This is a genomic window from Halomonas sp. 5021 (assembly GCF_036663435.1).
In the GTDB taxonomy this organism is placed as follows: Bacteria; Pseudomonadota; Gammaproteobacteria; order Pseudomonadales; family Halomonadaceae; genus Vreelandella; species Vreelandella janggokensis.
In genome coordinates, this window is sequence record NZ_JAXOVU010000006.1 from 106,773 (window position 1) to 129,720 (window position 22,948).

At 56.0% G+C, this 22,948-nt stretch carries 21 protein-coding genes and 2 pseudogenes; 13 read left to right on the top strand and 10 right to left on the bottom strand.

Going from position 1 to position 22,948, the window contains the following annotated elements; genetic code table 11:
• Positions 1-47 precede the first annotated feature (47 nt).
• Both nqrF and nqrM read left to right on the top strand, forming a co-directional pair.
• Positions 48-1,280 carry an NADH:ubiquinone reductase (Na(+)-transporting) subunit F gene (gene nqrF, locus R3F64_RS11555; RefSeq protein WP_085919293.1) on the top strand — a complete coding sequence of 411 codons (1,233 nt, stop codon included), beginning with the start codon at positions 48-50 and terminating at the stop codon, positions 1,278-1,280.
• A 130-nt stretch (positions 1,281-1,410) separates the two neighbouring features.
• On the top strand, positions 1,411-1,665 hold the full coding sequence (gene nqrM / locus R3F64_RS11560; protein ID WP_066315197.1) for a (Na+)-NQR maturation NqrM: 255 nt from the start codon (positions 1,411-1,413) through the stop codon (positions 1,663-1,665).
• Between the two features lie 62 nt (positions 1,666-1,727).
• On the opposite strand, the gene R3F64_RS11565 is transcribed toward nqrM, so the two are convergent.
• The 5 genes from R3F64_RS11565 to leuS form a co-directional block, all read right to left on the bottom strand.
• Positions 1,728-2,672 (bottom strand): PA2778 family cysteine peptidase, encoded by a 945-nt coding sequence (locus R3F64_RS11565; RefSeq protein WP_332611558.1) that lies wholly within the window; start codon positions 2,670-2,672, stop codon positions 1,728-1,730.
• Between the two features lie 18 nt (positions 2,673-2,690).
• Positions 2,691-3,086: a PA2779 family protein gene (locus tag R3F64_RS11570; protein ID WP_085919295.1), complete on the bottom strand. Its 396-nt coding sequence runs from the start codon at positions 3,084-3,086 to the stop codon at positions 2,691-2,693.
• 171 nt (positions 3,087-3,257) lie between these two features.
• Positions 3,258-4,325 (bottom strand): DNA polymerase III subunit delta, encoded by a 1,068-nt coding sequence (gene holA / locus R3F64_RS11575; RefSeq protein WP_085919296.1) that lies wholly within the window; start codon positions 4,323-4,325, stop codon positions 3,258-3,260.
• Complete coding sequence (locus tag R3F64_RS11580; protein ID WP_199285220.1) at positions 4,322-4,816, bottom strand: twin-arginine translocation signal domain-containing protein; 495 nt, start codon at positions 4,814-4,816, stop codon at positions 4,322-4,324. The genes holA and R3F64_RS11580 overlap by 4 nt, the downstream gene beginning before the upstream one ends.
• Positions 4,813-7,398, bottom strand: coding sequence for a leucine--tRNA ligase (gene leuS / locus R3F64_RS11585; protein WP_332611562.1), 2,586 nt, complete (start codon positions 7,396-7,398; stop codon positions 4,813-4,815). The genes R3F64_RS11580 and leuS overlap by 4 nt, the downstream gene beginning before the upstream one ends.
• A 161-nt stretch (positions 7,399-7,559) precedes the next feature.
• Between leuS and R3F64_RS11590 the strand changes: the two genes are divergently transcribed.
• Entirely contained in the window at positions 7,560-8,081 is a 522-nt protein-coding gene (locus R3F64_RS11590; protein WP_085919299.1) for a zinc ribbon-containing protein, read from the top strand.
• 7 nt (positions 8,082-8,088) lie between these two features.
• On the opposite strand, the gene R3F64_RS11595 is transcribed toward R3F64_RS11590, so the two are convergent.
• Both R3F64_RS11595 and R3F64_RS11600 read right to left on the bottom strand, forming a co-directional pair.
• Positions 8,089-9,402: a hypothetical protein gene (locus tag R3F64_RS11595; protein ID WP_264826231.1), complete on the bottom strand. Its 1,314-nt coding sequence runs from the start codon at positions 9,400-9,402 to the stop codon at positions 8,089-8,091.
• 535 nt (positions 9,403-9,937) lie between these two features.
• The gene (locus R3F64_RS11600; protein WP_332611565.1) at positions 9,938-10,903 is read right to left on the bottom strand and encodes an integron integrase; all 966 of its coding nucleotides are present in this window, start codon (positions 10,901-10,903) and stop codon (positions 9,938-9,940) included.
• Positions 10,904-11,161: 258 nt separating this feature from the next.
• Between R3F64_RS11600 and R3F64_RS11605 the strand changes: the two genes are divergently transcribed.
• The 5 genes from R3F64_RS11605 (at position 11,162) to R3F64_RS11625 (ending at position 16,651) form a co-directional block, all read left to right on the top strand.
• A complete protein-coding gene (locus R3F64_RS11605) occupies positions 11,162-12,094 on the top strand; it encodes a hypothetical protein (protein ID WP_332611567.1) in 933 nt (310 codons plus the stop codon).
• A gap of 2 nt (positions 12,095-12,096) precedes the next feature.
• Entirely contained in the window at positions 12,097-12,627 is a 531-nt protein-coding gene (locus R3F64_RS11610; protein WP_332611569.1) for a restriction endonuclease, read from the top strand.
• A gap of 86 nt (positions 12,628-12,713) precedes the next feature.
• The gene (locus R3F64_RS11615; RefSeq protein ID WP_332611571.1) at positions 12,714-13,214 is read left to right on the top strand and encodes a hypothetical protein; all 501 of its coding nucleotides are present in this window, start codon (positions 12,714-12,716) and stop codon (positions 13,212-13,214) included.
• Between the two features lie 88 nt (positions 13,215-13,302).
• Positions 13,303-13,722, top strand: coding sequence for a GNAT family acetyltransferase (locus R3F64_RS11620; RefSeq protein ID WP_332611574.1), 420 nt, complete (start codon positions 13,303-13,305; stop codon positions 13,720-13,722).
• 199 nt (positions 13,723-13,921) lie between these two features.
• Positions 13,922-16,651, top strand: a complete 2,730-nt coding sequence (locus R3F64_RS11625; RefSeq protein ID WP_332611576.1) for an AAA domain-containing protein — start codon at positions 13,922-13,924, stop codon at positions 16,649-16,651.
• A 12-nt stretch (positions 16,652-16,663) separates the two neighbouring features.
• On the opposite strand, the pseudogene R3F64_RS11630 reads toward R3F64_RS11625, so the two are convergent.
• The 3 genes and pseudogenes from R3F64_RS11630 to R3F64_RS11640 all read right to left on the bottom strand — a co-directional run.
• Positions 16,664-16,789 (bottom strand): annotated as a pseudogene (locus R3F64_RS11630) (IS110 family transposase); the annotation flags it as partial.
• A gap of 186 nt (positions 16,790-16,975) precedes the next feature.
• Positions 16,976-18,349, bottom strand: a complete 1,374-nt coding sequence (locus tag R3F64_RS11635) for an MFS transporter (RefSeq protein ID WP_332611578.1) — start codon at positions 18,347-18,349, stop codon at positions 16,976-16,978.
• Complete coding sequence (locus R3F64_RS11640; protein ID WP_332611580.1) at positions 18,349-19,551, bottom strand: serine hydrolase domain-containing protein; 1,203 nt, start codon at positions 19,549-19,551, stop codon at positions 18,349-18,351. The genes R3F64_RS11635 and R3F64_RS11640 overlap by 1 nt, the downstream gene beginning before the upstream one ends.
• A gap of 122 nt (positions 19,552-19,673) precedes the next feature.
• Between R3F64_RS11640 and R3F64_RS11645 the strand changes: the two genes are divergently transcribed.
• From R3F64_RS11645 to R3F64_RS11665, 5 genes and pseudogenes are all read left to right on the top strand, one after another.
• Positions 19,674-20,570 (top strand): LysR family transcriptional regulator, encoded by an 897-nt coding sequence (locus R3F64_RS11645; RefSeq protein WP_332611582.1) that lies wholly within the window; start codon positions 19,674-19,676, stop codon positions 20,568-20,570.
• A 477-nt stretch (positions 20,571-21,047) separates the two neighbouring features.
• Positions 21,048-21,325: pseudogene (locus R3F64_RS11650) on the top strand (type II toxin-antitoxin system RelE/ParE family toxin).
• On the top strand, positions 21,325-21,618 hold the full coding sequence (locus tag R3F64_RS11655; RefSeq protein WP_089706819.1) for a HigA family addiction module antitoxin: 294 nt from the start codon (positions 21,325-21,327) through the stop codon (positions 21,616-21,618). The pseudogene R3F64_RS11650 and the gene R3F64_RS11655 overlap by 1 nt, the downstream one beginning before the upstream one ends.
• Positions 21,619-21,931: 313 nt before the next feature.
• The gene (locus R3F64_RS11660) at positions 21,932-22,474 is read left to right on the top strand and encodes a macro domain-containing protein (protein ID WP_332611586.1); all 543 of its coding nucleotides are present in this window, start codon (positions 21,932-21,934) and stop codon (positions 22,472-22,474) included.
• Positions 22,475-22,521: 47 nt separating this feature from the next.
• The gene (locus tag R3F64_RS11665; RefSeq protein WP_332611588.1) at positions 22,522-22,941 is read left to right on the top strand and encodes a GFA family protein; all 420 of its coding nucleotides are present in this window, start codon (positions 22,522-22,524) and stop codon (positions 22,939-22,941) included.
• The last annotated feature ends 7 nt before the right edge of the window (positions 22,942-22,948 follow it).

Here is a 22,948-nt window from a genome sequence, read left to right on the forward strand (position 1 = left end):
TACGCATCGTCGGGGCAAAGAAAACCCTTCAGCAATAGGAAACCGACATGGTTGATACAGCTGTCATCTTGCTCGGTGTTGTCATGTTTACGGTCATCGTTATCAGCTTAACGGCGATCATTCTGGCAGCGCGAAGCAAGCTTGTGAGTAGTGGGGACGTGACCATTGAGGTCAACGATGACCCTGAACATACCTTGACGACCCAGGCCGGTGGCAAACTACTGAATACCCTGGCCGCCAACGGCATTTTCCTTTCCTCTGCATGTGGCGGCGGTGGTTCCTGCGCCCAGTGCAAGTGCCGTGTAGAGACAGGCGGCGGCTCTATCCTGCCGACCGAAGAATCGCACTTCACCATGCGCGAGAAGAAGGAAGGCTGGCGTCTTTCTTGTCAGGTGCCTGTCAAGCAGGACATGAAGATTGAAGTGCCTGAGGAAGTGTTTGGCGTCAAGAAGTGGGAATGCGAGGTTATCGATAACCCCAACGTTGCCACCTTTATCAAAGAGCTGAACCTGAAGCTGCCGGAAGGCGAAGAAGTTGCCTTCCGCGCCGGTGGCTACGTGCAGTTGGTGGCGCCGCCGTACGATATCAAGTTCTCTGATTTTGATATCGAAGAGGAATACCGTGGTGACTGGGAAAAGTTCAGCTTGTTCGACGTTTCCCACAAGAACAACGAGGAAGTCATTCGTGCATATTCAATGGCGAACTACCCGGATGAGAAGGGTATCCTCAAGTTCAACATCCGTATCGCGACGCCGCCTCCCGGCACCAGCCATCCCCCGGGCTTGATGTCCACCTATGTCTTCAGCTTGAAGCCGGGTGACAAGGTTACCGTGATGGGGCCGTTTGGTGAGTTCTTCGCCAAGGATACCAACGCCGAAATGATCTTTATCGGCGGTGGTGCCGGTATGGCACCGATGCGCAGCCATATCTTCGACCAGCTCAAGCGGTTGAAAACCGATCGTAAAATTTCATTCTGGTACGGTGCGCGCTCATGGCGTGAAACCTTCTACAATGAAGAGTACGATCAACTGGCTGAAGAATTCTCGAACTTCGAATGGCACCTGGCGTTGTCAGACCCGCTGCCGGAAGATAACTGGGAAGGAGCGACGGGCTTCATTCACAACGTGTTGTATGAAAACTATCTGAAGGACCACCCCGCGCCTGAAGATTGTGAGTACTACATGTGTGGGCCGCCCATGATGAACGCCTCTTGCATCAAGCTACTGCTTGATCTGGGGGTTGAGCCGGAAAACATCATGCTGGATGATTTCGGCGGTTAATAGCATGCCCAAGGGCGATTGCGGGGCTGGCCATTGGCTGGCCCCCCTTTATTTTCGCGTTGTGGAATATCAGGCACTAACGGGACTTGTTGTTGTCTACTGGTAAGCCCCATCGTGAGAGGAGGTAATTATGGCCATCTGGCTACTGGTTTTCGGATTCATGGCCCTTGTGATGACGGTCATGGCCGTGGGGGTCATCATGGGACGCAAGCCCATTGCGGGTTCCTGTGGCGGCTTGAATCAAATCGGCATGAAAGACGGCTGCGATATCTGCGGCGGTAAAGACAAGGTGTGCGAGGAAGAGAACCGTAAACGCGGTAGCGCACGTCGTCGTAGCGACGAAAGCCGTGGCGCCGATCTAGGCTATAACGCTTCTCGTCGTTAATTCACGTCAAACAAGATTGATGATTTCTCCAAGACGCCGTGGCTTAGCCACGGCGTTTTCAGTTACCTGCCCAATTGATTTTCCAGTACTTCCTTGGCACGGGCCTGCCAGCTGCCTTCGATGGACGCCGCCTGTCTGAGAGCTTCTCGCGCCGCCTCCGGCTGGTCCCTCTGCAACTGCAGTAGCCCGATATTCAGCCACGCTGCGCCCATTTGCGGATCACGCTGAGTGGCTGCCTGGAAGGCGCTGAGCGCGTTGTCCGGCTGCTGGTTGGCGTAATACGCATTCGCCAGGCCAAACTGGCCAATCGCATTGTTGGGGTAACGCTCTGTCATTGCCTGCCAGCTACCCAGTGTGGCTTCGGGGCCATGTGCTTCCTCGTAGGCGCTGATCGCATTGATCGCGTTGCGTGCGGTAATGCCCTCCGGCAGAGTGCCGGGCTTTGCCACTACAAATCCCCAGCGATCGGTCCGTGCCCAGGTGGCATCAAAGCGGCTGAAAGACAGGGTATGCCGCTCGATTTCGCCACTGCGCAGTATCAGGGTATCGTCATCCAGGTCGTAGCCAATTGCCACCGCGTAATGCCACATGGGAAACGCCGCGAGTGACAGGTTCTGCATGACCAAGACCGGGTCACCGGCGGCCAGGTGCCCCAACAGATCGTCGAAGCTTCCGCGAATGGGATAAGCAAGACGCTCATGGCGACGCACAGTGGCCAGCATTTCCGGCTGGACGCTACCTTCGCGGTCAGGAATAAATACCTGGGGTATCAGCGTCTCGACGTCGGTATCGACCCCCTGGTGATTCAGTACCATGGCCAGCGCTGCCGGGCCGCACTGGTACTCGGTCTGGGCGTAAAAGGGAACGTCGCTGATCTCGCTTTGGCGGGGCAGGCGCTGCTCAGTCCTATCGCGTAGCTGCGGGGCGCTTGCGCAAGCCGTGAGTAACAGCATCAAGACGAAAACGCCCGCGAGGCGGGCGTTTTGAAAGCAATACATAGCGTTCATGAAGATAGGCTTCATGGGTTAGCGCGTAAACGGATAAACATCGGTCAGGCCAAGAATGTCAGTGACCAATAGAATAATAAAGACCGCGAACAGCGCGCCAACGACACCGGCGCCAGCTGGCAGCTCTTCCAGTTGGGTGGCCATTTGCTGGGCTTCAGCATCGCTCAAAGCGGCAACACGCATTTCCACCTCGTCCAGGTCAACGCCTTGTTTGACCAGTGCGTCCTGGATGTCGGCGCGGTTAAGTAGCTGATGGATCCGCTCACGGTCCGCCTGGGCACTATCGTTGGCGAGAACGGACTGTGTGCTGACAAGGTCCGTTGAGGAAGAAGCCGGTGCCGCCGCAACGGGCAGGCTGGTAATGACCAGGGCGGCAATAAGCAGCGTCGATAGATAGGCACGTATTTTTTTCATCGTCTTGATCCTTAGACATATTTATAGGGATGGGCCAAGCACAAACGGCTAGAAACATGAGTATAGGAAGAATTCATCCTTTTTTTAAGCGGGGTACACGCTTTGGTACCGAGAATTCACGGTTATTGCTTATTCGGTCAATAGTGCTTGAATGCAGGAAGCCGGAAAAGCCTAAAAGCTGGGGGCAACGCGGTACGTCCAGGCCGATTCAGCCAGTAACCCGCGCCCACCGGCCATGGTCATCGCCAGGTCGTGCAATCCGGGCCATAACGGCACCGGTGACGCCCCTTTAACGGCGAGATCCAGTCGTTGGGCCATCAACAGCAGCTTATGTAAGCGCTTCATGGGTAGCCGCTGAGTGGCTTTTTGATAGCCCGGGCGGCGCTTGTCGAAAATCATCGGCTTTTGAGCCTTACAGGCGTGCTCAAAGCTCTGTCCCTGGTCCATGTGTTGATGCAGCGACAGCAGCGTACGTAGCTCGCGGGTTAGCGCCCAGAGGACGATAGGCGCTTCCACGCCCTCACTACGCAACCCGGTGATAATCCGCGAGACGCGGCTGGGTTCGCCTTTCAAACAGGCGTCGGCCAGGGTGAAAACATCAAAGCGGGTGCTGTCTTCCACGCCCTGGGCAATGCTTTCCGCACTAAGCCGGGTACCCTGGGGGTGAATGAGGGCCAGTTTCTGCATCGCCTGATCAGCCGCCAGCAGATTGCCTTCGGTACGTTCACCCAGCAGGCGAGCGGCGTCCAGGTCGATCTGCAAGCCGTGAAGTGAGGCACGGTCGCGCAGAAAGTAACCCAGCCGCGAGACATCAACCGGCCATACCGGGACAAACAGACCATGCTTATCGAGCGCCTTGAACCAGGCACTTTTTTGCTGCTTGGCATCAAGCTTGCCCATACTGATCAACAGCAGGTCATCGTTATTGTCCAGATGCTGGGCGTATTCGGCCAACGCCTTACTACCTTCCTGCCCCAGCTTGTGCTGGCCCAAACGCAGTTCAAGCAGCTTGTTGGTGGCGAACAGCGACAGGTTGCTGGCCACTTCAAGCAGCCGCCCCCAGGCAAAGTTGGGCTCGACATCCAGGACTTCGCGCTCCTCGATACCCGCCTGGCGGGCCGCGGCTCTTACAGCATCGCAGGCATCGCGGTGCTGAAGCGGCTCATCGCCGGCCACAATCACGACCTTGGGCAGCGACTTGGCCAGGGCGGCGGGCAGTTGATCGGCAAAGACTTTCACGAGGCGTTATTCAGGGCGCTGAGACGTTCGATAATGCGCTGCGTCAATTCACGATTGAGGCTTTGCTCGGCTTCGCTGAACAGGTCCTCGCGGTTGAGCAGGTCATTATCATTGATGCGAATACGGGTACTGGTCGACAGCGTTTCACCGTTGAGCAGGTAGGCGTTGTCCTCGCGGCGTTGAACAGACAGCGTAATGTTAAGGGTCAGCTCGTGGTCCCGGCTACCGCGAACTTCGCCGCCCAGGCGCCGTTCGTCCAACGTCGGCGATCCCAGCGTCACGCGCCATTGGCCGCTATCCGTGATGGCAGTGCCTTGCTGCTCCAAACGGTCGATGAGCTGGAGAGCCAGGTCGCTATTGGTATCGCCTTCAAGGGCCAGCGGCGGCAGGCTGGGCATGGAACCCGCACCGCGCAGCCGAAAACCGCAGGCGCTGAGGAGCACGGCCGCCGAGGCGGCCATACTGGTGGCTAAAAAAGTCCGTCGATTCATCCGCTCACCACTATGTTGACCAGCTTGCCCGGCACCACGATGACTTTACGCACCGTCTTGTCTTCCAGGTGACGCTGGACGTTGTCGTTTTCCATTGCCAACTGCTCAATGGCAGCTTTGTCGGCGCTGGCCGGGGCTTCCATGCGGGCCCGCAATTTGCCGTTAACCTGGACCACAAGCTCAATAGTATCGCGGGTGAGCGCCGCTTCGTCGACGGCAGGCCAGGGCGTTTCAATCGCCGGGGTCGTATGGCCCAATTGCTGCCACAGGCGATGGCAAAGGTGCGGCGTGATCGGTGCCAGCAGCAATACGCAGGCTTCCAGTGCCTCACGGCTCACCGCAAGCCCCTGGGCTGAGTCGTCATCGAAGCGGGCCAGGGCGTTGGAAAGCTCCATCACCGCGGCAATGGCGGTGTTGAAGGTCGTCCGGCGGCCAATGTCGTCGCTGGCTTTCTTGATGGTTTCATGGGTTTTGCGGCGCAGTGCTTTCTGGTCGTCATCCAGCGCGGCCACGTCCAGTTTGCCCGGCGAACCGGCTTCAAGGTGCTCGTGAACCTGCCGCCACATGCGCTTCAGGAAGCGGTGGGCGCCTTCCACGCCGGAATCCGACCACTCCAGTGACTGTTCGGGGGGCGCGGCGAACATCATGAACAGGCGAACGGTGTCGGCGCCGAACTTGTCGATCATCGACTGCGGGTCAACGCCGTTGTTCTTCGACTTGGACATCTTCTCGATGCCGCCCATTTCCACCGGCTGGCCATCGCTCATCAGCACCGCGCTCAGTGGGCGGCCTTTCTCATCGCGCTTGACCTCGACATCGGCGGGGTTGAACCACTCCTTGCCGCCGTTCTCGGTGGTGCGGTAGTAGGTTTCCGCAATCACCATGCCCTGGGTCAGCAGCTGCTGGAAGGGCTCATCGGAATCCACCAGGCCAAAGTCACGCATCAGCTTATGGAAGAAGCGGGCGTAGAGCAGGTGCAGGATGGCGTGCTCGATCCCGCCGATGTAAAGGTCGACCGGTAGCCAGTAGTTGGCCCGCTCATCAAGCATGGCCTCATGGTTGTCAGCGCAGCAGAAGCGCGCGAAATACCACGAAGACTCCATGAAGGTGTCGAAGGTGTCGGTCTCCCGGGTCCAGCCGTCGCCCAGGTCGGAAAACTCGGGCATCTTCTTGAGCGGTGACCCCGAGGCGTCGACGGTGACTTCCATCGGCAGTTCGACCGGCAACTGGTCATCGGTAAGCGGCACGGTCTGGCCTTCAGGGCCGTATTTGACCGGAATCGGCGCACCCCAGTAGCGCTGGCGGGCCACCCCCCAGTCGCGCAGGCGGTAGTTGGTCTTGACCTCGCCGCGGCCCATCTCGGCGAGCTTGGCGGCGATTGCATCAAAGCCGTCCTCAAAGCCCAGCCCGTTGAACTCGCCAGAGTTGATCAGCATACCGTGTTCGGCATACGCGCCCTGGGAAAGGTCGGGTGTGTTGCCGTTTTCATCGGCAATCACCGGCTTGATCTCGATGCCGTACTTGGTGGCGAACTCCCAGTCGCGCTGGTCGTGGGCAGGTACGGCCATGACGGCCCCGGTGCCGAACTCCATCAGCACGAAGTTGGCCACAAAGACGGGCACTTCGTTACCGGTAAGCGGATGAATGGCCTTGAAGCCCGTGGGCAGGCCTTTTTTCTCCTTGGTGGCCATTTCGGCTTCCGAGGTGCCGCCCCGGGCGCACTCCTCGCGGAAGGCCTGCAGCTCGGCATTGCCTTCAGCGGCCTGTTTGGCGAGCGGATGATCGGCGGCAACGGCCATATAGGTAACGCCGAACAGCGTGTCCGGGCGTGTGGTGTACACCGAAAGCGGCTCACCGCTCGAGCCGTCGGGGGCCTTGATGTCAAAAGACAGCTCGACGCCCTGGGACTTGCCGATCCAGTTGCGCTGCATGGTCTTGACCTGCTCGGGCCACTCGACGTTGTCGAGATCCGCCAGCAGCTCATCGGCGTAGTCGGTGATCTTCAAAAACCACAGCGGGATTTCCTTGCGCTCGACCAGCGCGCCGGAACGCCAGCCGCGGCCTTCAATGACCTGCTCGTTGGCCAGAACGGTCTGGTCGACCGGGTCCCAGTTGACCGTGGACATCTTCTTGTACACCAGCCCCTTTTCCACCAGCTTGGTGAAGAACCACTGCTCCCAGCGGTAATAACTGGTATCGCAGGTAGCGAATTCGCGGCTCCAGTCGTAGGCAAAGCCAAGGGCTTTCAACTGGTTGCGCATGTAGTCGATGTTCTGGTACGTCCACTTGGCGGGTGGCACCTGGTTTTGAATCGCGGCGTTTTCCGCCGGCATGCCGAACGCATCCCAACCCATGGGCTGCATGACATTCTTGCCCTGCATGCGCTGGAAGCGGGACACCACGTCGCCGATAGTGTAGTTACGCACGTGGCCCATGTGCAGCTTGCCGCTGGGGTAGGGGAACATCGAAAGGCAGTAAAACTTTTCGCGGTTCGCGTCCTCTACCGCTTTAAAGCATTGATGTTGATCCCAATATTGTTGGGCGTCGCGTTCAATTTCACGAGGGCTGTATTGTGCGTCCATCGGTTTATTTAATGCCTTGGCGTATCGCCCAAGTTGGGCGCAAAGTGAATGTTAGATGACGACTGTCAGATTAGTGGCGTCGATTGTATCCTATGCAGGTGTATCCTTGAACGGCTAGGCCATGATAGGTCACACCGCGCGTCGACAAAAGGAGAGGGACCATGAGTGAACAACACAACGACCATCGCCTACGCGAAGGCTACGAGCGTTTGCTGGAACGGATGCGGGACGGCGCTGACGAGCTGACCTGGGAAAATCTGCAAAAGGACCTGGACGACGCCGTTGAGTTTGAAGCGGAGCTGGAAGAGTACACCAAGGACGAACTGGCTTTGCTGCGGGCCTGGGTAGAGCGTGACCTGAAAGACATGCGCCACTACATGTCGGATACCGGCAAGCAGGTGGCCAGCTGGTTGGGCATTGATCTTGACCACCTTACTCGCCGCGTGGCGGAATCGCTGCTTTCGATTGCCGACCGCAGCATCGTCGAGCGTGAGCGCTTTGACGACGACCTAGAAGCCGCCCGCGCCGATTACTGCGAAGGCGAGATGGCCGCTCCCGGCCTGATGGCCTGCGTGCACTGCGACGCCCAGGTGATGCTGCACAGCGTCTCGCGGCTGGAGCCTTGCCACCAGTGCGGCCATCGCTACTTTTACCGTTTTCCCGGCAAAATCGTCGAGACCTGATACATCGCTAGCCGACGATCAAACTGACGCCTGCGATCGCCCCCAGCGAGAGCAGGCTCAGGACAGCCGCGTACAGCAGGTTGTTGGTCATCATCCGGTAGCCACTCACCCCGTAGCGGCCCTGAAGGGACAGGTTGATGCCCGACAGCGGCCCCACGCTGGTGCCCACCGCCCACGAGCTCAATGCCACAAAGGCAAACAGCGTTTGCTCGCCGCCCTCCAGGTTGAGTATCGAGGCCAAAACCGACACGCCGATAATCGGGTGCAGCCCGGCCAGTGCACTCAGGGAGATAGCGGCGAAGCTGATCATCGCCTGGGGTGTGCCAAAGTCCGTAAACATGGTCCAGTCGTTACCCGCCGCGGCCGATACCAGGGTGGAAAGCCCCAGCGTCAATAACCCCGCCGCCAGGAACAGCGACACCTCGCCGCGCATGGCAGGCAAGCGGCTGAGGGTATGCTGGCGAACTCGCCGCAGGGTAAAACGCGGCCCCTCGCGCAGGTTGCTCAGCACGGCAACGGCTGGCAGCAGGAAGGTAATAATGCTGACAATGGTCAGCGACGGCGTCAGCCAGAAGTGAAACAGCATCACCAGCGCCGCCATGCCCACCGGCATCAGCAGGCTACGCGGTGCCAGCGAATAGCCATCCACCTCGCGCAGGTCAAATCGCCGTCTAAGCTCCAGCGTCGTGAACAACCCCGCCATCATCGCCAGGGGAAAGCCCGCCAGGGCAATGTGCGCGTACTCGACGTCCGGCACCAGCGAGATCACCAGGCCCATTGAGGCAAAAAACGGCGACCACAGCGCGGCGCTGGAAAGCCCACGGTTCAGTGCCAATAATTGCGGCATCTTAAGCGGCCCGCGCCTCGCCAGCTTGTCGCCAACCATCAGCACGGTGGAAAGATTCAGGATCGTGCCCAGGAAATGCACCCCCAACCAGGTGCGAAGCACGCCACCCGCGCCGGTCACGCGACTCCCCGAGGCACCTTTGCTGCCTTGCTTGCCAATCAGCGTAATAAAACTGACGCCCACCAGCATGGCCACCACGAACACATTGCCCTGCAACATGGCAGGCCAATCGACCTCAGCACCATAGACAAACCGCGCCACCAACAGCATGCCCGCGCCCAGGCCAATCAACACCCCCGCCTGGATCCGCGAACGCCTGGGAATATCCCGCCACAGCAGCAATACCGCCGCCCACAGCACATAGCTCACCGCCTGTGTGGTCGCCGCCCAGCCGCTAAAGCCCACTATTTGAACTACCAAACCAAGCAAAATCAGCACGCCCGCCAAGCGCTGCCGAGAAGTCGTCTCTTGCATCTCAATCCCTTACTGGTTGAGTTAGCAGGCTAATCGGGTTTGCAACGGAAGGCCAGCCTCGAACCGATCTGTAAGGGCCGCAACACCCTGGGTTCGTTAAAGGCACCCATCAAAAATGCACAGAAATCCCCCGCGCCACACAACCCCCTAAAAGCACCCCACCAATGTAGGAGCTCGACTTTTCGGGCGATTGATAAGGCCACAACACCTAACGCATGCATGGATTCAAGAAAGGCACCCACCAAAATGCCCAGGAACTCACTGCGGCACGCACCCCTACAAGCACCACACCAATGCAGGAGCCAGACTAGCCGCACGATGAAAAGGCCAAAACCCCGCCATGAAATTGCGGTGGTGAATGCGATAGCAAAAAATTAGTTCCTGCTTTGCAATGCCAAAGAAAACTGAGTAACGTCGAGATTATAACGTCTGTGTAATCCAAAATAGGCGACAAAAATTGGTGAGACGGTCGCAGGCGGAGCGCTTTAACGCATCCCAGTCGTACCGGGGCGGTAGCGTGCCTGCGTTTAGCGCATTAGCCTAAAGGGCTGCGCACGCCAGCAAACTCCTTCCCTATCACATGCGTATAAATTTGCGTTGTCTCAATGCTTTTGTGGCCCAGCAATTCTTGTACTGTGCGAATGTCCGTGCCTTGGCTAAGTAATTGAGTGGCGAAACTGTGCCGTAAGGTATGGCAAGAGCCTGGACGCGGTAAAGATGCAGACTTCATCGCCTGCTTCACTGCCTTTTGCACAGCCGATGAATGAATATGGTGAAGAACGACGTTTCCGGCATCATCACAGCATGGGCGACTTGCAGGAAACAGCCACTGCCACCCTAGAGAAATGCCCGCGTTTGGGTACTTACGATCCAGAGCATGAGGTAAAGTGACTGGTACCCGGCCACGTTCTAGTCGATAGGCAAGTTGCTGTTCTGCCGACTCAATGCGTGCCCGTAATGCAGGAAGACAGACTGAGGGTAGTAAAGTGGTTCGGTCTTTATCCCCTTTTCCTGCTCTGACGGTGATGATATGGCGTTGGGTATCAATATCTCTGACGCGCAAACGACATGTTTCGATGAGTCTTAGTCCCGAGCCATACATAAGGGTGGCCATCAAATTCATAGGCCCAGACAATTGATTTAACACGCGCATCACTTCTTCGTGAGAAAGTACGACAGGTAATCGACGCGGGCGTTTAGCTTGCGAAAAGGAGCCAATATCACCCAATGGCATATCAAGGACATGGCGATACAGAAATACCAACGCATTAAGTGCCTGGTTTTGTGTGGCCGCAGCCACATATCGTTCTACGGCAAGGTGTTCCAGAAAAGCCTGGACTTCAGAAGGCCCCATGTTGGCAGGGTGTCGTACCCCATGATAACGAATGAAGTAACGTATCCAGTAACAGTATGTTTTCTCAGTACGTGGGCTGTAGCGCTTTACTCGCATAACAGCTTTCACACGATCCATTAGTTTCGGGGACCTGCTTTGCATATCCATTTGGTGACGATCTCCTAGTGGTGGATATGCATACAGTATTATTGGGCTTGACAAAACGCGCAAGCGTGCGAATTCTGAAAATGCAGCCTAATTAATATTAATTTATTTGAAAATCATGTGGTTACACGCGAAAAGGTAGGCTACATTTGCTTAGCAAACATGCAGGCGCGTTTATGCAATCATAGTACGCGCCGTCTAATACCTGTTATGCCTCTTGAGTGGTTTACAGATAATTGTCGAAATATATATGAGTGAAGAATGAAAAGAATCGGACTTTTAAATAGCTTTTCTTATGAATCAGATGAGCTAAAAAATGCACTCAGACATATCTCTGATATTGAAGGGTACGAAATAGAGACTATTGAAGATTTTGAGTTTCAAGAAACTGTTTCTGGAGCTATCTGGGGGCTTATTAATTTATGTGATGTGCTGGTTGCTTTCGTAAATAAAGAAAACGAAAGCCTATATTATCAAATAGGGCTAGCACACGGAGCAAGAAAACCTGTAATTATTGTAACTGACCGAGAATATTCTCTTCCTCCCGAAATAAGGGGGCAGCGTATATTAAGCACATCTCAGCGTAGCCTTTTCGATAACAACTTTATATTTCAACTTAAAGAAGCTATCGAAGATGCAACTAGAAAAAGTTCCGGTTATCTCGGCCCCAGAAGTGAACCAAAGCAATATTCAATATCTAAGGACTTCAGACCGACTAGGAACTTTCGTGATTTGTTTACAGCAGAGGGCCCTAGAAGAGGCCGATTGTTTGAGCAATGGTTTGCAGAGATCGCGGCTGGTATTGAAGGCTGGGAAGTTATTGAATCCGATACTAGGAACAGAAGAGATAGAGGTTTTGATCTTGTAATTTGGAATTCACAAGAAGACTCAGAATTAGCAGTTTTGGGTAACCCAATAGCAGTTGAAATTAAAGCAATTGGATCAATGAATAGCTCAATGCTCCATCAGTTCCTCCACATGAGCAAAAAATCGGGAATTAAAGGGCTAATTCTAGCAACTACAGGACTGAATGATAAAAGGACTAGAAATTTACTTAATAGGTTGCGTGCTGAAGAAGGTATCAACGCTATCGCGCTGGATCGTGATGATCTAATAAATGTAAGAAATCCAAAAGACTTATTGTTTCTCGTAAAATCAAAAGTTAGAGAACTTCTGTACGGACAGGAGTTCTAGTAATGTTTGATATTAATAATTTCAGAGCTCTAATTGCAGACGTTGATGCGTCGACCACCAATCAGCAGAAAGGTCAGTCCTTCGAGCTTCTATCAATGTATATGTTTGAACACCTAGATGGTGTTGATATTACTGAGCATGATATTCGTATGCCTTCAGAAGAAATAGACATAGTACTTTGGAACGCTCAAACTGAAGAAATATTGCGCCCATGGGACTCTGTTATATTGGTTGAATGTAAAAACTGGAACGCGACAGTTGGGGCCCCTGTGTTAGATAACTTTGTAAATAAAGTTAGAAGACGAGCATTAACAACTGGTATATTTGTAGCCGCCAATGGAGTTACTGGGGGGTTTGTGAGAGGTGATGGCACAGATCCTGGGGCAGTAGGAATTTTAACTAGTGCTTTGCAAGATGGAATAAGAGTCATTGTCATCACAATGGATGACATTCGCGCTATGGCTTCTCTTGATGATATTAGAGCACTAATTAAGAAACGATATTGTGGCCTGTATGTTCATAAGGTGCTTTAGGCATAACAAGGCGCTGCTACGGAAAATTTACTCGCTGGTGCTCCTAAATTTCCGCAGAGCGCGGCGTTAGTCGCTATGAGGAATCGATGACCACATCAGCTAGAGACAAGAGCCACAGGGGAAATTCTAGCCAGTTTTTCGTAGCTGGCGAGCTGTGTCGTCGAGGATATGCTGCAGTAGTAACACTCGGAAATACCCCGAACACAGACGTACTGTGCAGCAATAGAGACGGCACAAAGTTCGCCCATATTCAGGTAAAGACGTTCGTGCCAGGAAACAAGACTTGTAGCGTCGGTAAAAAGGCCGAACGAGTATATGGTTCTCTGTTTTTCTGGGTTATTGCAGGTATTCCAACACCTGGGTCCGATTATCTATTCAGATACTACATCGTCCCATGCAATGAAATGGCGCGTAACGTAGCTGATCACCATCGGGAGTGGCTTTCAACTCCTGGTAAGAAGGGGCAACAAAGAAAGGATAGCTCTGTAAGAGCCGTGGCTGTTGAAGATGGAGCTGCCCCCTACTTCTGGAATATTGCCCAATATGAGGGCCGTTGGGACCTTATAGACGATGCACTTCGCGACTAACAATACGTTTCAGTACGTGCGGCCTGTCGGCCGCACCGGATGCAGCGAAGCTGCACCGCTGAACTTATGGCGTTAAGCAGGAATTAATATGGACATACGAGCATTCAAATCAGCTAATAGAAGCGCCGTTATAGAGCTTTGGCAGGCTTGCGGCTTGACTAGGCCCTGGAATGACCCTGATAAAGATATTTCTAGGAAGCTCAACGTTCAGCCGGAGCTGTTTTTCATTGGGGAGGTGGACGGAAAAGTAATTGCGTCCGCTATGGCCGGGTATGACGGGCATCGAGGCTCAGTTTTTTATCTGGCAGTGTCTCCGGATTACCAGCACCGCGGCTACGGAAAGTTGATGATGCACAGGATTGAGGATGCCCTCGAGGCTATGGGATGCCCTAAGCTCAATATAGTGGTACGCAGCTCAAATGAAAAAGTGCTCGAATTCTACGACCATCTTGGCTATGCAGCTGATGATGTCGTGATCCTCGGAAAAAGGTTGATTCCAGATGCTTAACAAATTGCTCAACACGAGCCCAAAAGCTACGCGGCTTTTTGTGCATTCGCTGCGCTCATTCTCGCAAAAAAGTCGCTCCACTTTTGGGCCGTGTTAGCAAGGCGTTAGGCTACCCTCGAAAACCGGGACAGATATGTTTTCCGAAGGCCAACCTCTGAGCGCTTAGGCCTCAAAAGCAAGGGATTATTAGTTCAAATCTATGGTTTCAATCTACGTCGGCGAAGAGGATAAAACCAATCAAATTACCGACTGGCGCATACGCTGGAATGAACAGCAAGAGACGCTTGATCTGACGTGTTACTTCCCTTCAAAAAAGTCCTTCACCCGTCCCCTCAGTGACTGCCGAGTCGTTCCTACCCGTGAGCCGGGTGAGTCGCTTTTAAAAAGGCGGGGTAGCTCGATAGTCCAGCCCATTGAGAGGGTCACGGTTTACGGAGACCGCTTCGCTGTTGTGTATTATCCAGGCACAGAGAAACCCTACGTCTACTACGCCGACAATGTAGAATTTGTGCCGACGGCAGGCATGAAGAAATCATCGGTGTTCCGTTATCTTAACTCTGTGGCGCGGGCCCGTCAGAGGCGTGCCGGTTCTTCGAGCCAAGGTCCGATGGCAGCTAATATAGTTCGTCAGTTGGAAAAGCTCCCTGCGTCTCCTGACACCGCCTTAAACGCATACTGCACTGGGCGGAATGGAACCCTAGAGCCGAGTGCGGGGCTGATTTTTCCGTTTGGTCTTAACGAAAGCCAGCTGGCTGCTGTGGAGCGAGCGTTTAGCGCCCAAGTCAGCATGGTTGAAGGGCCTCCAGGCACGGGCAAGACCCAGACAATCCTGAATATTCTGGCCAATATCCTGCTGCGTGGTAAAACGGTGGCCGTGCTGTCGAATAACAATTCGGCGGTCGGCAATGTTTATGAAAAGTTGGAAAAATGTGGCCTGGACTATCTCGTCGCTAAGCTGGGTAGCCAAGACAACCGGAATGCTTTTTTTAACGATCTCCCAACCTTGCAAATGAATGCGCTTGAGCACGAGCCAGTGACAACCATGGGTGACATTCAGGCGCTGCTTTCAAAGGTGAAGCAATATCTTCACGACCAGAATCTTGCAGCTCAGTTGAGAGCTGAGATTGACGAGTTGGAGATTGAGCGCCGCTACTTGCAGGAATGGCAAGAAGAAAACGATGTTCAGCCAGCCTCTTCATTGGAGAAATATGGGCTGTCGCCGCGAAAGGTAGCCGATCTAATGGCCTACCTCTCCTACTTGGGAGGTAGGCGTGTCCGGCTGAAAGACCGTATTGAATTATTTTTCAACTTCAGAATTTTTCGTGCCCGACCTTTCTCCGTGGATACTCGGCAGTCGATCTTTCATGCCCTTCAGATGCACTACTACGATCAATCGTTGCGGGAGAAAGAGGCCGAATTACAGGCCTGCCAGGAGTCACTAGTTAAGGCTCAGTTCACGAATTTGCTGGACTCTTTAACCACCGCTTCGATGCTCTACCTGAAGCATCAGCTGAATGTGAAAGCGCCAAAACAAAAGGATTTTGAAGCACGAACGTACCGGAACGATTTCGACGATTTCCTGCGCCGTTTCCCGATCCTTGGCAGTAGCACCCATTCTATTGTCAACTCAATTGCACCAGGCGCCATCCTCGATTACGTTATCATCGACGAAGCCTCCCAACAGGACATAATGCCCGGAATTCTGGCCTTGGGGTGTGCGAAGAATCTGATCGTTGTCGGTGACAGCCGTCAGCTCGCACACATTCCCACGGAACTGGGTATTCAAGCTCCGGCGGTTGAGTACGATTGCGAACGATACAGTTTGTTGGATTCATGCATTGGCGTCTTTAAAGACGCTCTGCCCAGAACCTTGCTGAAAGAGCATTACCGTTGCCACCCTCGTATTATCCAGTTCTGCAATCAGCAGTTCTATGAAAACGCCCTGGTTCCAATGACTCAGGGTGAAGGTGACATGCCCATGCGCTTGGTTGTAACAGCCAAGGGTAATCACGCTCGGAGAAATACGAACCTCAGAGAGTTGGATTCCCTTCTAAAGGTTAGTAGCGAAGAGGCGCAGGACAAAGGTGTTTGGGTGGACAAAGAAGGGCGAGGATTCATCGCACCTTTCCGCGCCCAAGTGAAGCTTTCAGACGACTACTTGCCCGAGGACTTTATTAAAGACACTGTCCACAAGTTTCAGGGGCGCGAGTGCGAGGAAATCGTTTTTTCCACAGTGTTGGACAAGAAGCCTTCCAACCAATGCCAGAAGCGGCTGGATTTCGTTGATGACCCTCGTATGGTGAATGTGGCAGTGTCCAGAGCCAAAAAACAATTCACCCTGGTCACAGGGGATGACGTCTTTATTGCTAACAACGCGCACATTGCCGCACTCGTTCGTTACATCGAATACTACGGTCAGGGCGATCAGGTGGAGAGAGCACCGGTCGTATCGGCATTCGACCTTCTTTACAAAGAGTACGACCAATCCCTGGAGCGCCTTAATGTCAGGTTGCGGTCAGAGGACTCGCGGTATAAGTCCGAGCAGATCATCTCGCATTTGCTCCGCAAAGTACTAGCGCATACTGAGTACGATGGGGTCATCTATCATGATCAAGTTCTTCTGAATCAGGTGGCATCACCAGCGAATTCCGACCTGACGACTCGAGAGTTAAATTATATGGCCAACCGCGCCAGTTGTGACTTCGTGTTGTACTTCAAAGTGGGGAAGCGTCCCTTTGGCGTGATCGAAGTCGATGGTGGCTCGCACGACAAACCTGATCAGGCTGCGCGGGATGCCCTAAAGAACAGTATTTTGGAAAAATGCGGTATCGAAATTCTGCGTTTGCGAACCATCGAGAGTGGTATCAAGGACAAGATCACCAACTTCCTAGAGGCATCGAGTAATAGAGGCGCCCAACCTGGGCCCTGAAGGCTTCTCCTTTTTCAAATTGACCTTGTTGGGTGGCAGGTTGTACTGACTCGTGGTGTTGACAACATGCGCTTTGAGATCCGCACCATGACGAACGAGCCTGGCGCGACGATGAAGTAAATCCCGTGTGGCTCGCATGCTACGGCGCACGAGTCGCGATGATCGCCGGGCAGTTTCGGTCGGGAAGATCCTAGAGTGAGCGGCATTCATGTGTACGGGCTGCGACAAGGGGGCGCCGGTGACCATGCTGGATTCAGTGATCCGGGGGCAGTATGAGGCGTCGAGCTGCGGATGAACGTGCTTTGCATCGGCCGCACTTCGGATCTACGCGGAACGGACGGTGGACGTCCCGGCGGCGTTGTCTGAGACTCGGGCCCCGAGGGCAAAATGATCCAGAGTCAGGCGGTCAGCCACGTGTATCGCAGCGCAGAAATAGGCTGCCGCCTGGTGGGACATCCCGCTATGACCCGGCCAAACCCGCCGGCGCCGGAAAACCATGCCGCCTGGCTCCCAATACCACCCCCAGCGTCGCCGCCAGCAATACCAGCAAGGCCGGTGCAAACGCGCCGACGCCCAGCCATTCGAGCAACACGCCGCCGACGAGGCCGCCACCGGCAATCGCCGTGTTCCAGGCAGTGACCAGCATCGATTGTGCAACGTCGGCCGCCTCTCCGGCCGTCTTGACGATAGCGGTCTGAAACAGTGTCGCCGAACCGCCGAACCGCCGAACCGCCGAACCGCCGAACCGCCGAAGGCCAGGCCCCAGGTAGCCACCGCCACATACACCACCGTCGGCGCGTTGCCCGCCACGCCAAGTGCCAGCGCGGCCAGGCCGAACAGCAGCGTGCTGGCGAGCGTCAGTGCGCGCAGGTGGTGGTCGATCAGCACGCCGACAACCCAGATACCCAGCAGGGACGACGCGCCAAACACCAGCAGGATCAGATCCGTCCGTTCGACCATATCCGCCGCCGTCAGGAACGGCGCAATGTAGGTATAGAGGATGTTGTGGGCCAGCACGAAGGCCAATACCGCGAACAGCACCGGACGAACGCCCGCCAGGGTGAACACATGGCGCAGGGGCACCCGTTTGCCCGCCGCCCGTCCGGCGAAGTCCGGCACCTTGAAGCGCACCCACACCATCAGCAGCAGCGCCAACCCACTCATGATACCGAAGCACATCCGCCAACCCACCAGTTGGCCCAGAAAGGTGCCCGCTGGCACGCCCAGCGACAGCGCCAACGGTGTGCCGACCATCGCAATCGCGATGGCGCGCCCCTTCTGGTGCTCGGGCACCATGCGTGCGGCATAGCCCGCCAGCAGCGCCCACACCAACCCCGCTGACACCCCCGCCAGGAAGCGCGCCACCATCGTCAGCCCATAGCTGCCGGAGAGGGCCGTGACGCTATTGGCGACGACGAAACCGGCGATGGCCGCCAGCAGCAGCGGCCGGCGGCGCATGCCCTGGGTGGCGACGGTCAGCGGAATCGCCGCCACCAGCGAACCGATGGCGTAGATGGTCACGGTCTGCCCGACCCAGCCCTCGGACACCGACAGGCCCTGCGCCATCTGAGGCAGCAATCCGGCCGGCAGCGCTTCGGTGAGGATGGTGATAAAGGCGGCCATCGCCAGGGCCAGCAACGAGGCCAGCGGCAGACGGTCATCGGTCGTAGCGCTCATTCGCGTCGTTGGGGTTGTCATCACTGCACCTCCAGCGCGCGATACACGGCATCGCGCAGGTCGGTGACGAAGCGGCCGCACATGCCCTCGTACAACGTGTTGGTGAAGGCCACGACGCTCAGACCCTGGGCCCGATCGACGAACCAGGAGTGCCCGTAGGCGCCACCCCAACGCCAGGTGCCTGCTGATTCCGGGGAGGCGGCCAGCACCGGGTCACGCAACACCGAGAACCCCAGTCCGAAACCGAAGCCCGGCGCATCGGGCAACTCCCGCCCCGCCGTTTGATCCCGCGCCATCTCTGCGACCCATTCACTGGGCAGAAGCGTACCGCCCCCCTGGCGTAAGGTTTCCAGTAGGCGCAGCAGATCTGGCGCCGTCCCCGCCATACCGGCGCCGCCTGAAGGAAAGGCCTGCGGATCGAAGAGGCGGGATGGGCTGTAAGTGATACCCACGGCACCCTCGAAGGCCGACACCGTCTCGCCCTCGGCGAGCCGATGGGGCTGGGGCGTGTCGTTCACATAGGCGGTTGCCACGCGCTGGGGATCAAGGGCGACGAAGCCGGTATCGACCATGCCTAGCGGCCCCGTCACCCGTTGGCGTACCGCCTCGTCCAGCGACGTACCGTGAACCCGTGCGATCAACGCGCCCAGCACGTCCGTCGCCAATGAGTAGCCCCAAGCCGTGCCCGGCTCAAACAGCAGCGGCACGCTGGCAAGGCGGCGCAGGTTCTCCTCTAGGCTGATGCCGGACGCATCCATACCGTCCGACACCCCGGCCCGGGCGTAGGGGCCCGTCGTGTCGGCCTCGAAAAAGCGATAGCCAAGACCAGCGGTATGGCTGAGCAGTTGCCGTACGGTGATGCGGGCTGAGTGGCCATCGGCCATCCGGGGTTGGAATTCTGGCAGCCAGCGCTCGATTCCCTCGTCCAGGTCGAGCCGGCCTTGCGCGACAAGCGCCAGGGCCGCCGTGGCGACAATGGGCTTGCTCACCGAGGCCAGCCGGAACACCGTCTCGAGGGTCATCGGCCGCGCGCTTTCGCGGTCAGCAAAACCAGCAGCCTGCTGGTGGATCAGCGCGCCGTCACGCGCTACGAGGATGACAGCACCGACCAGCCGCCGGTCGTCAAGCACCTGCTGCACAACGGCCTGGATAGGGGCTTGGAGAGGGACTGGTAAGTGCGCGGGGGGAACACCCTGGCGCGGGAAAGATTGAAGCGTCGTCATGGCAAAGACCTCCTTTCAATGGGCAATGCCACGACGATAGAAAGTTATCGATTAAAGAAAAAGTAGGCTACAGTTCCTTGCTATGCGGAACGATTTATCCGCAATGGCAAAAGGAGCCGATCATGGATAGCCTGAATGGCTTCGTGGTGTTCGTGCAGGTGGCCGAGACGCGAAGTTTCGTCGCCGCCGGCCGGCTGCTGGGTATCTCGGCCTCGGCCGTTGGCAAGAGCGTGGCACGCCTGGAAAAGAAGCTCGGGGTGCGGCTGTTTCACCGCAGCACACGTAGCATCACACTCACGGCTGAGGGCACGCTTTTCCTTGAGCGCAGCCGCCGCATCCTGGCCGAGATCGAAGCGGCGGAACTGGAACTGGCGCAAGCCACCGTAGCACCGCGCGGGCGCCTGCGGGTGAGCCTGCCGCTGGTCAGCTCGCTCATCCTGCCGGTACTCGGCGAGTTCATGCGCGAGTACCCGGAGATCGAGTTGGATCTGGATTTCACCGACCGGATGGTCGATGTGATCGAGGAAGGGTTCGACGCGGTGGTACGCACGGGGGAGCCGGCCGACTCTCGCCTCACGGCGCGACGCTTGGGCCGCTTCGGCTCGGTGCTGGTCGCCTCACCTGACTACCTGGAACAGCGCGGCACCCCCCAAGTTCCTGCCGACCTTCTGCACCACAGCTGCCTGCACTACCGCTTCCCCAACAGCGGAAAGTTGGAGACCTGGGCATTGCGACAGGAACCTGGTGCACCACCACTGCAGCTGCCCACCTCGATGATCTGCAACAACATCGAGACCCGCGTGTGCTTTGCTCTGCGAGGGCTGGGGATCGCCTACCTGCCGGACTTCGCCATTCGTGAGCCATTGGCCGATGGTCGGCTGAAACTCGTCCTGGCCGACCATGTAGAGCGCAGCGGCGAGTTCCACGTGCTGTGGCCAGCGAGCAAGCACCCTTCGCCCAAGGTACGGGCACTGGTCGATTTCCTCTGCGAGCGAGTGTTTCCCAGAAAGTCTTGTTAAGTGACAGCCAGCGTGCCGTTTCGTCGGCATGGAGAGGCCCCTTCTTGCCAGGATTCATCCGCGTGCGCCGGCGTGGATCAAATTCTCAAGCCCAAATTCGCTCTGGCAGAAGTGCTGATACATACAGGCCACTGCCAAGATTGCGTGAGTTGCCAGACTGAGTAGCGCGTTTTTCAGCGGGGTGTGCGCACCCCCGCGATATACGATCAAGGAGAACTTTGGGGAAAGTTTGTTGTTGGTCAAGAGGTCCCTCCAATTGAAGTAGCCTTAAAAGGTCTCTATGGTCAACCGGCCATTTTTCAGCGATGGCTCACTGATAATATTGACCTTTCTGAAGATGAGGCTGCCAAAATTGCGGGACGCTAACAATCGGCTGCACAGCGACCGTTTTTCCGCCGCTTCGCGGCTCCAAACAGGCGCGTGAGCCGGGCGTTAAGCTCTGTTATTGCGTGATGCGCAACATGCTAAGATCTCCACATGATTAAATCATTCCGTCACAAAGGACTGAAGCGGTTTTACTCGACTGGCAACACGTCAGGCATACAGCCTGACCACGCCAAGAAGCTGCGCATGCAGCTGGCTGCCCTGGATACAGCGACTTCGGTGGAAGACATGGACATCCCCGGTTTTCGGCTTCATCTATTGAAGGGTAAAGAAAAGGGCGGTGGTCGATTCGGGTGAACGGAAACTGGCGCATGACGTTCGAATTTCAAGACGGCAACGCCTACATTCTTGATTATGAGGATTATCACTGATGACTATGCATAATCCCCCACATCCCGGTGAGTTCATCCGAGAGGTTTACTTGGAGCCTTTCGGTATCAGCTCCCGCCAGCTTGCGTCCAACCTGGGCGTCTCGCCCTCTACGTTGTCTCGGCTTCTCAAAGGGGCTAGTGGTATTAGCCCGGAAATGTCCTTGCGGCTATCCAAGGTGCTCGGGCGCACTCCTGAGAGCTGGTTGGCAATGCAGGATATGTACGATCTTTGGGTGGCCCGCAATACGGTCAACCTGGATGGCATTCATCCCCTGGACTTCGAAGCAGCTTAACCAGTAGCTGTTTTCCGATGCGCCTAAGCTAGCGCACGGGTACGCCGCAAAGCCATGGCGCATAAAAATATAATGCACAAACAGATAGCTCTCATAGTCATCGATATGCAGGGCGGCATATAAAGAACCCGATGTAGTAACGAATAACAAGGCTTGCACCGCGATTTATGCGATTCGCGCAGCCAGTGCGGTCATAAAGGGCAATGCATGAACCAAAGCGCTTTTTCAGTCTACACTTTCAGTATTTGCCGCAGTCACCAAGGCTCAGCACCACTAGAGCCTGCATGATACGTGACAACGGACGGAGGAGCCTATGAGCGACAACCGCATCAGCGTGCAGTGCGTGGTGGGCGATATTGCCCAACAGCCCGATGTTGATGCCGTGGTCAATGCGGCCAATGCGCAACTGAGAACCGGCGGTGGTGTCGCCGGAGCGCTTCATCGCGCTGCCGGGCCAGGCTTGGCGGAAGAGGGGCGGCCGATGGCGCCTATCGCCCCGGGCCAGGCGGTACTCACCGGCGGTCATAACCTGCCTAACCGGTGGGTGATTCATTGTCTGGGCCCGGTGTATGGCGTGGACAAGCCCGAGGATCAACTGCTGGCAGACTGCTACCGTAATGCGCTGACACTGGCTGACGAGTACGGCATTGAGCGGCTGGCCTTTCCGGCGCTCTCCACTGGTGCCTTTGGCTACCCGGCGGAGCAGGCCGCACAAGTGTGCGCGACGACCCTTGAAGCCATACTGCCCACCTTGCACAAAGTGAGCCTGATCCGCTTTGTTTTATTCGATGAAGCGGCCCGGCAAACACTCCACGACGGATTGTCTCAACGCTTGACCATCGATCCAGCGGGCTAGCGGTGGGGAAACCAGATTTGATGGAAGCACAACTGAAGGAGACCAAGATGGCATCTACTACACAGCGTCAGGGGGCCTGCCTGTGCGGTATGGTCAGCGTCACTGTTACCACCAACAGCCACCATGTCGGCGTTTGTCACTGCTCAATGTGTAGAAAGTGGGGTGGCGGCCCGATGTTTGCGGTTGAGTTTGCCGGTGATGTGGACTTCCAAGGTACCGAGCATATTTCCATCTTTAGTTCTTCAGAATGGGCCGAGCGTGGTTTCTGCCAGCAATGTGGCACTCATCTCTTCTATCGCTTAAAGCAGGATGGTCATTACGCGCTTCCCGTGGGTCTTATTGATGACTCGGATGATTGGCAAATAACCGAGCAAATATTCATCGACCAAAAGCCGCGCTATTATTCGTTGGCAGAAAAAACCAAGCAGCTGACCGGCGAAGAAGTGTTCGCCCAGTATGGTGGATAAAGACCAA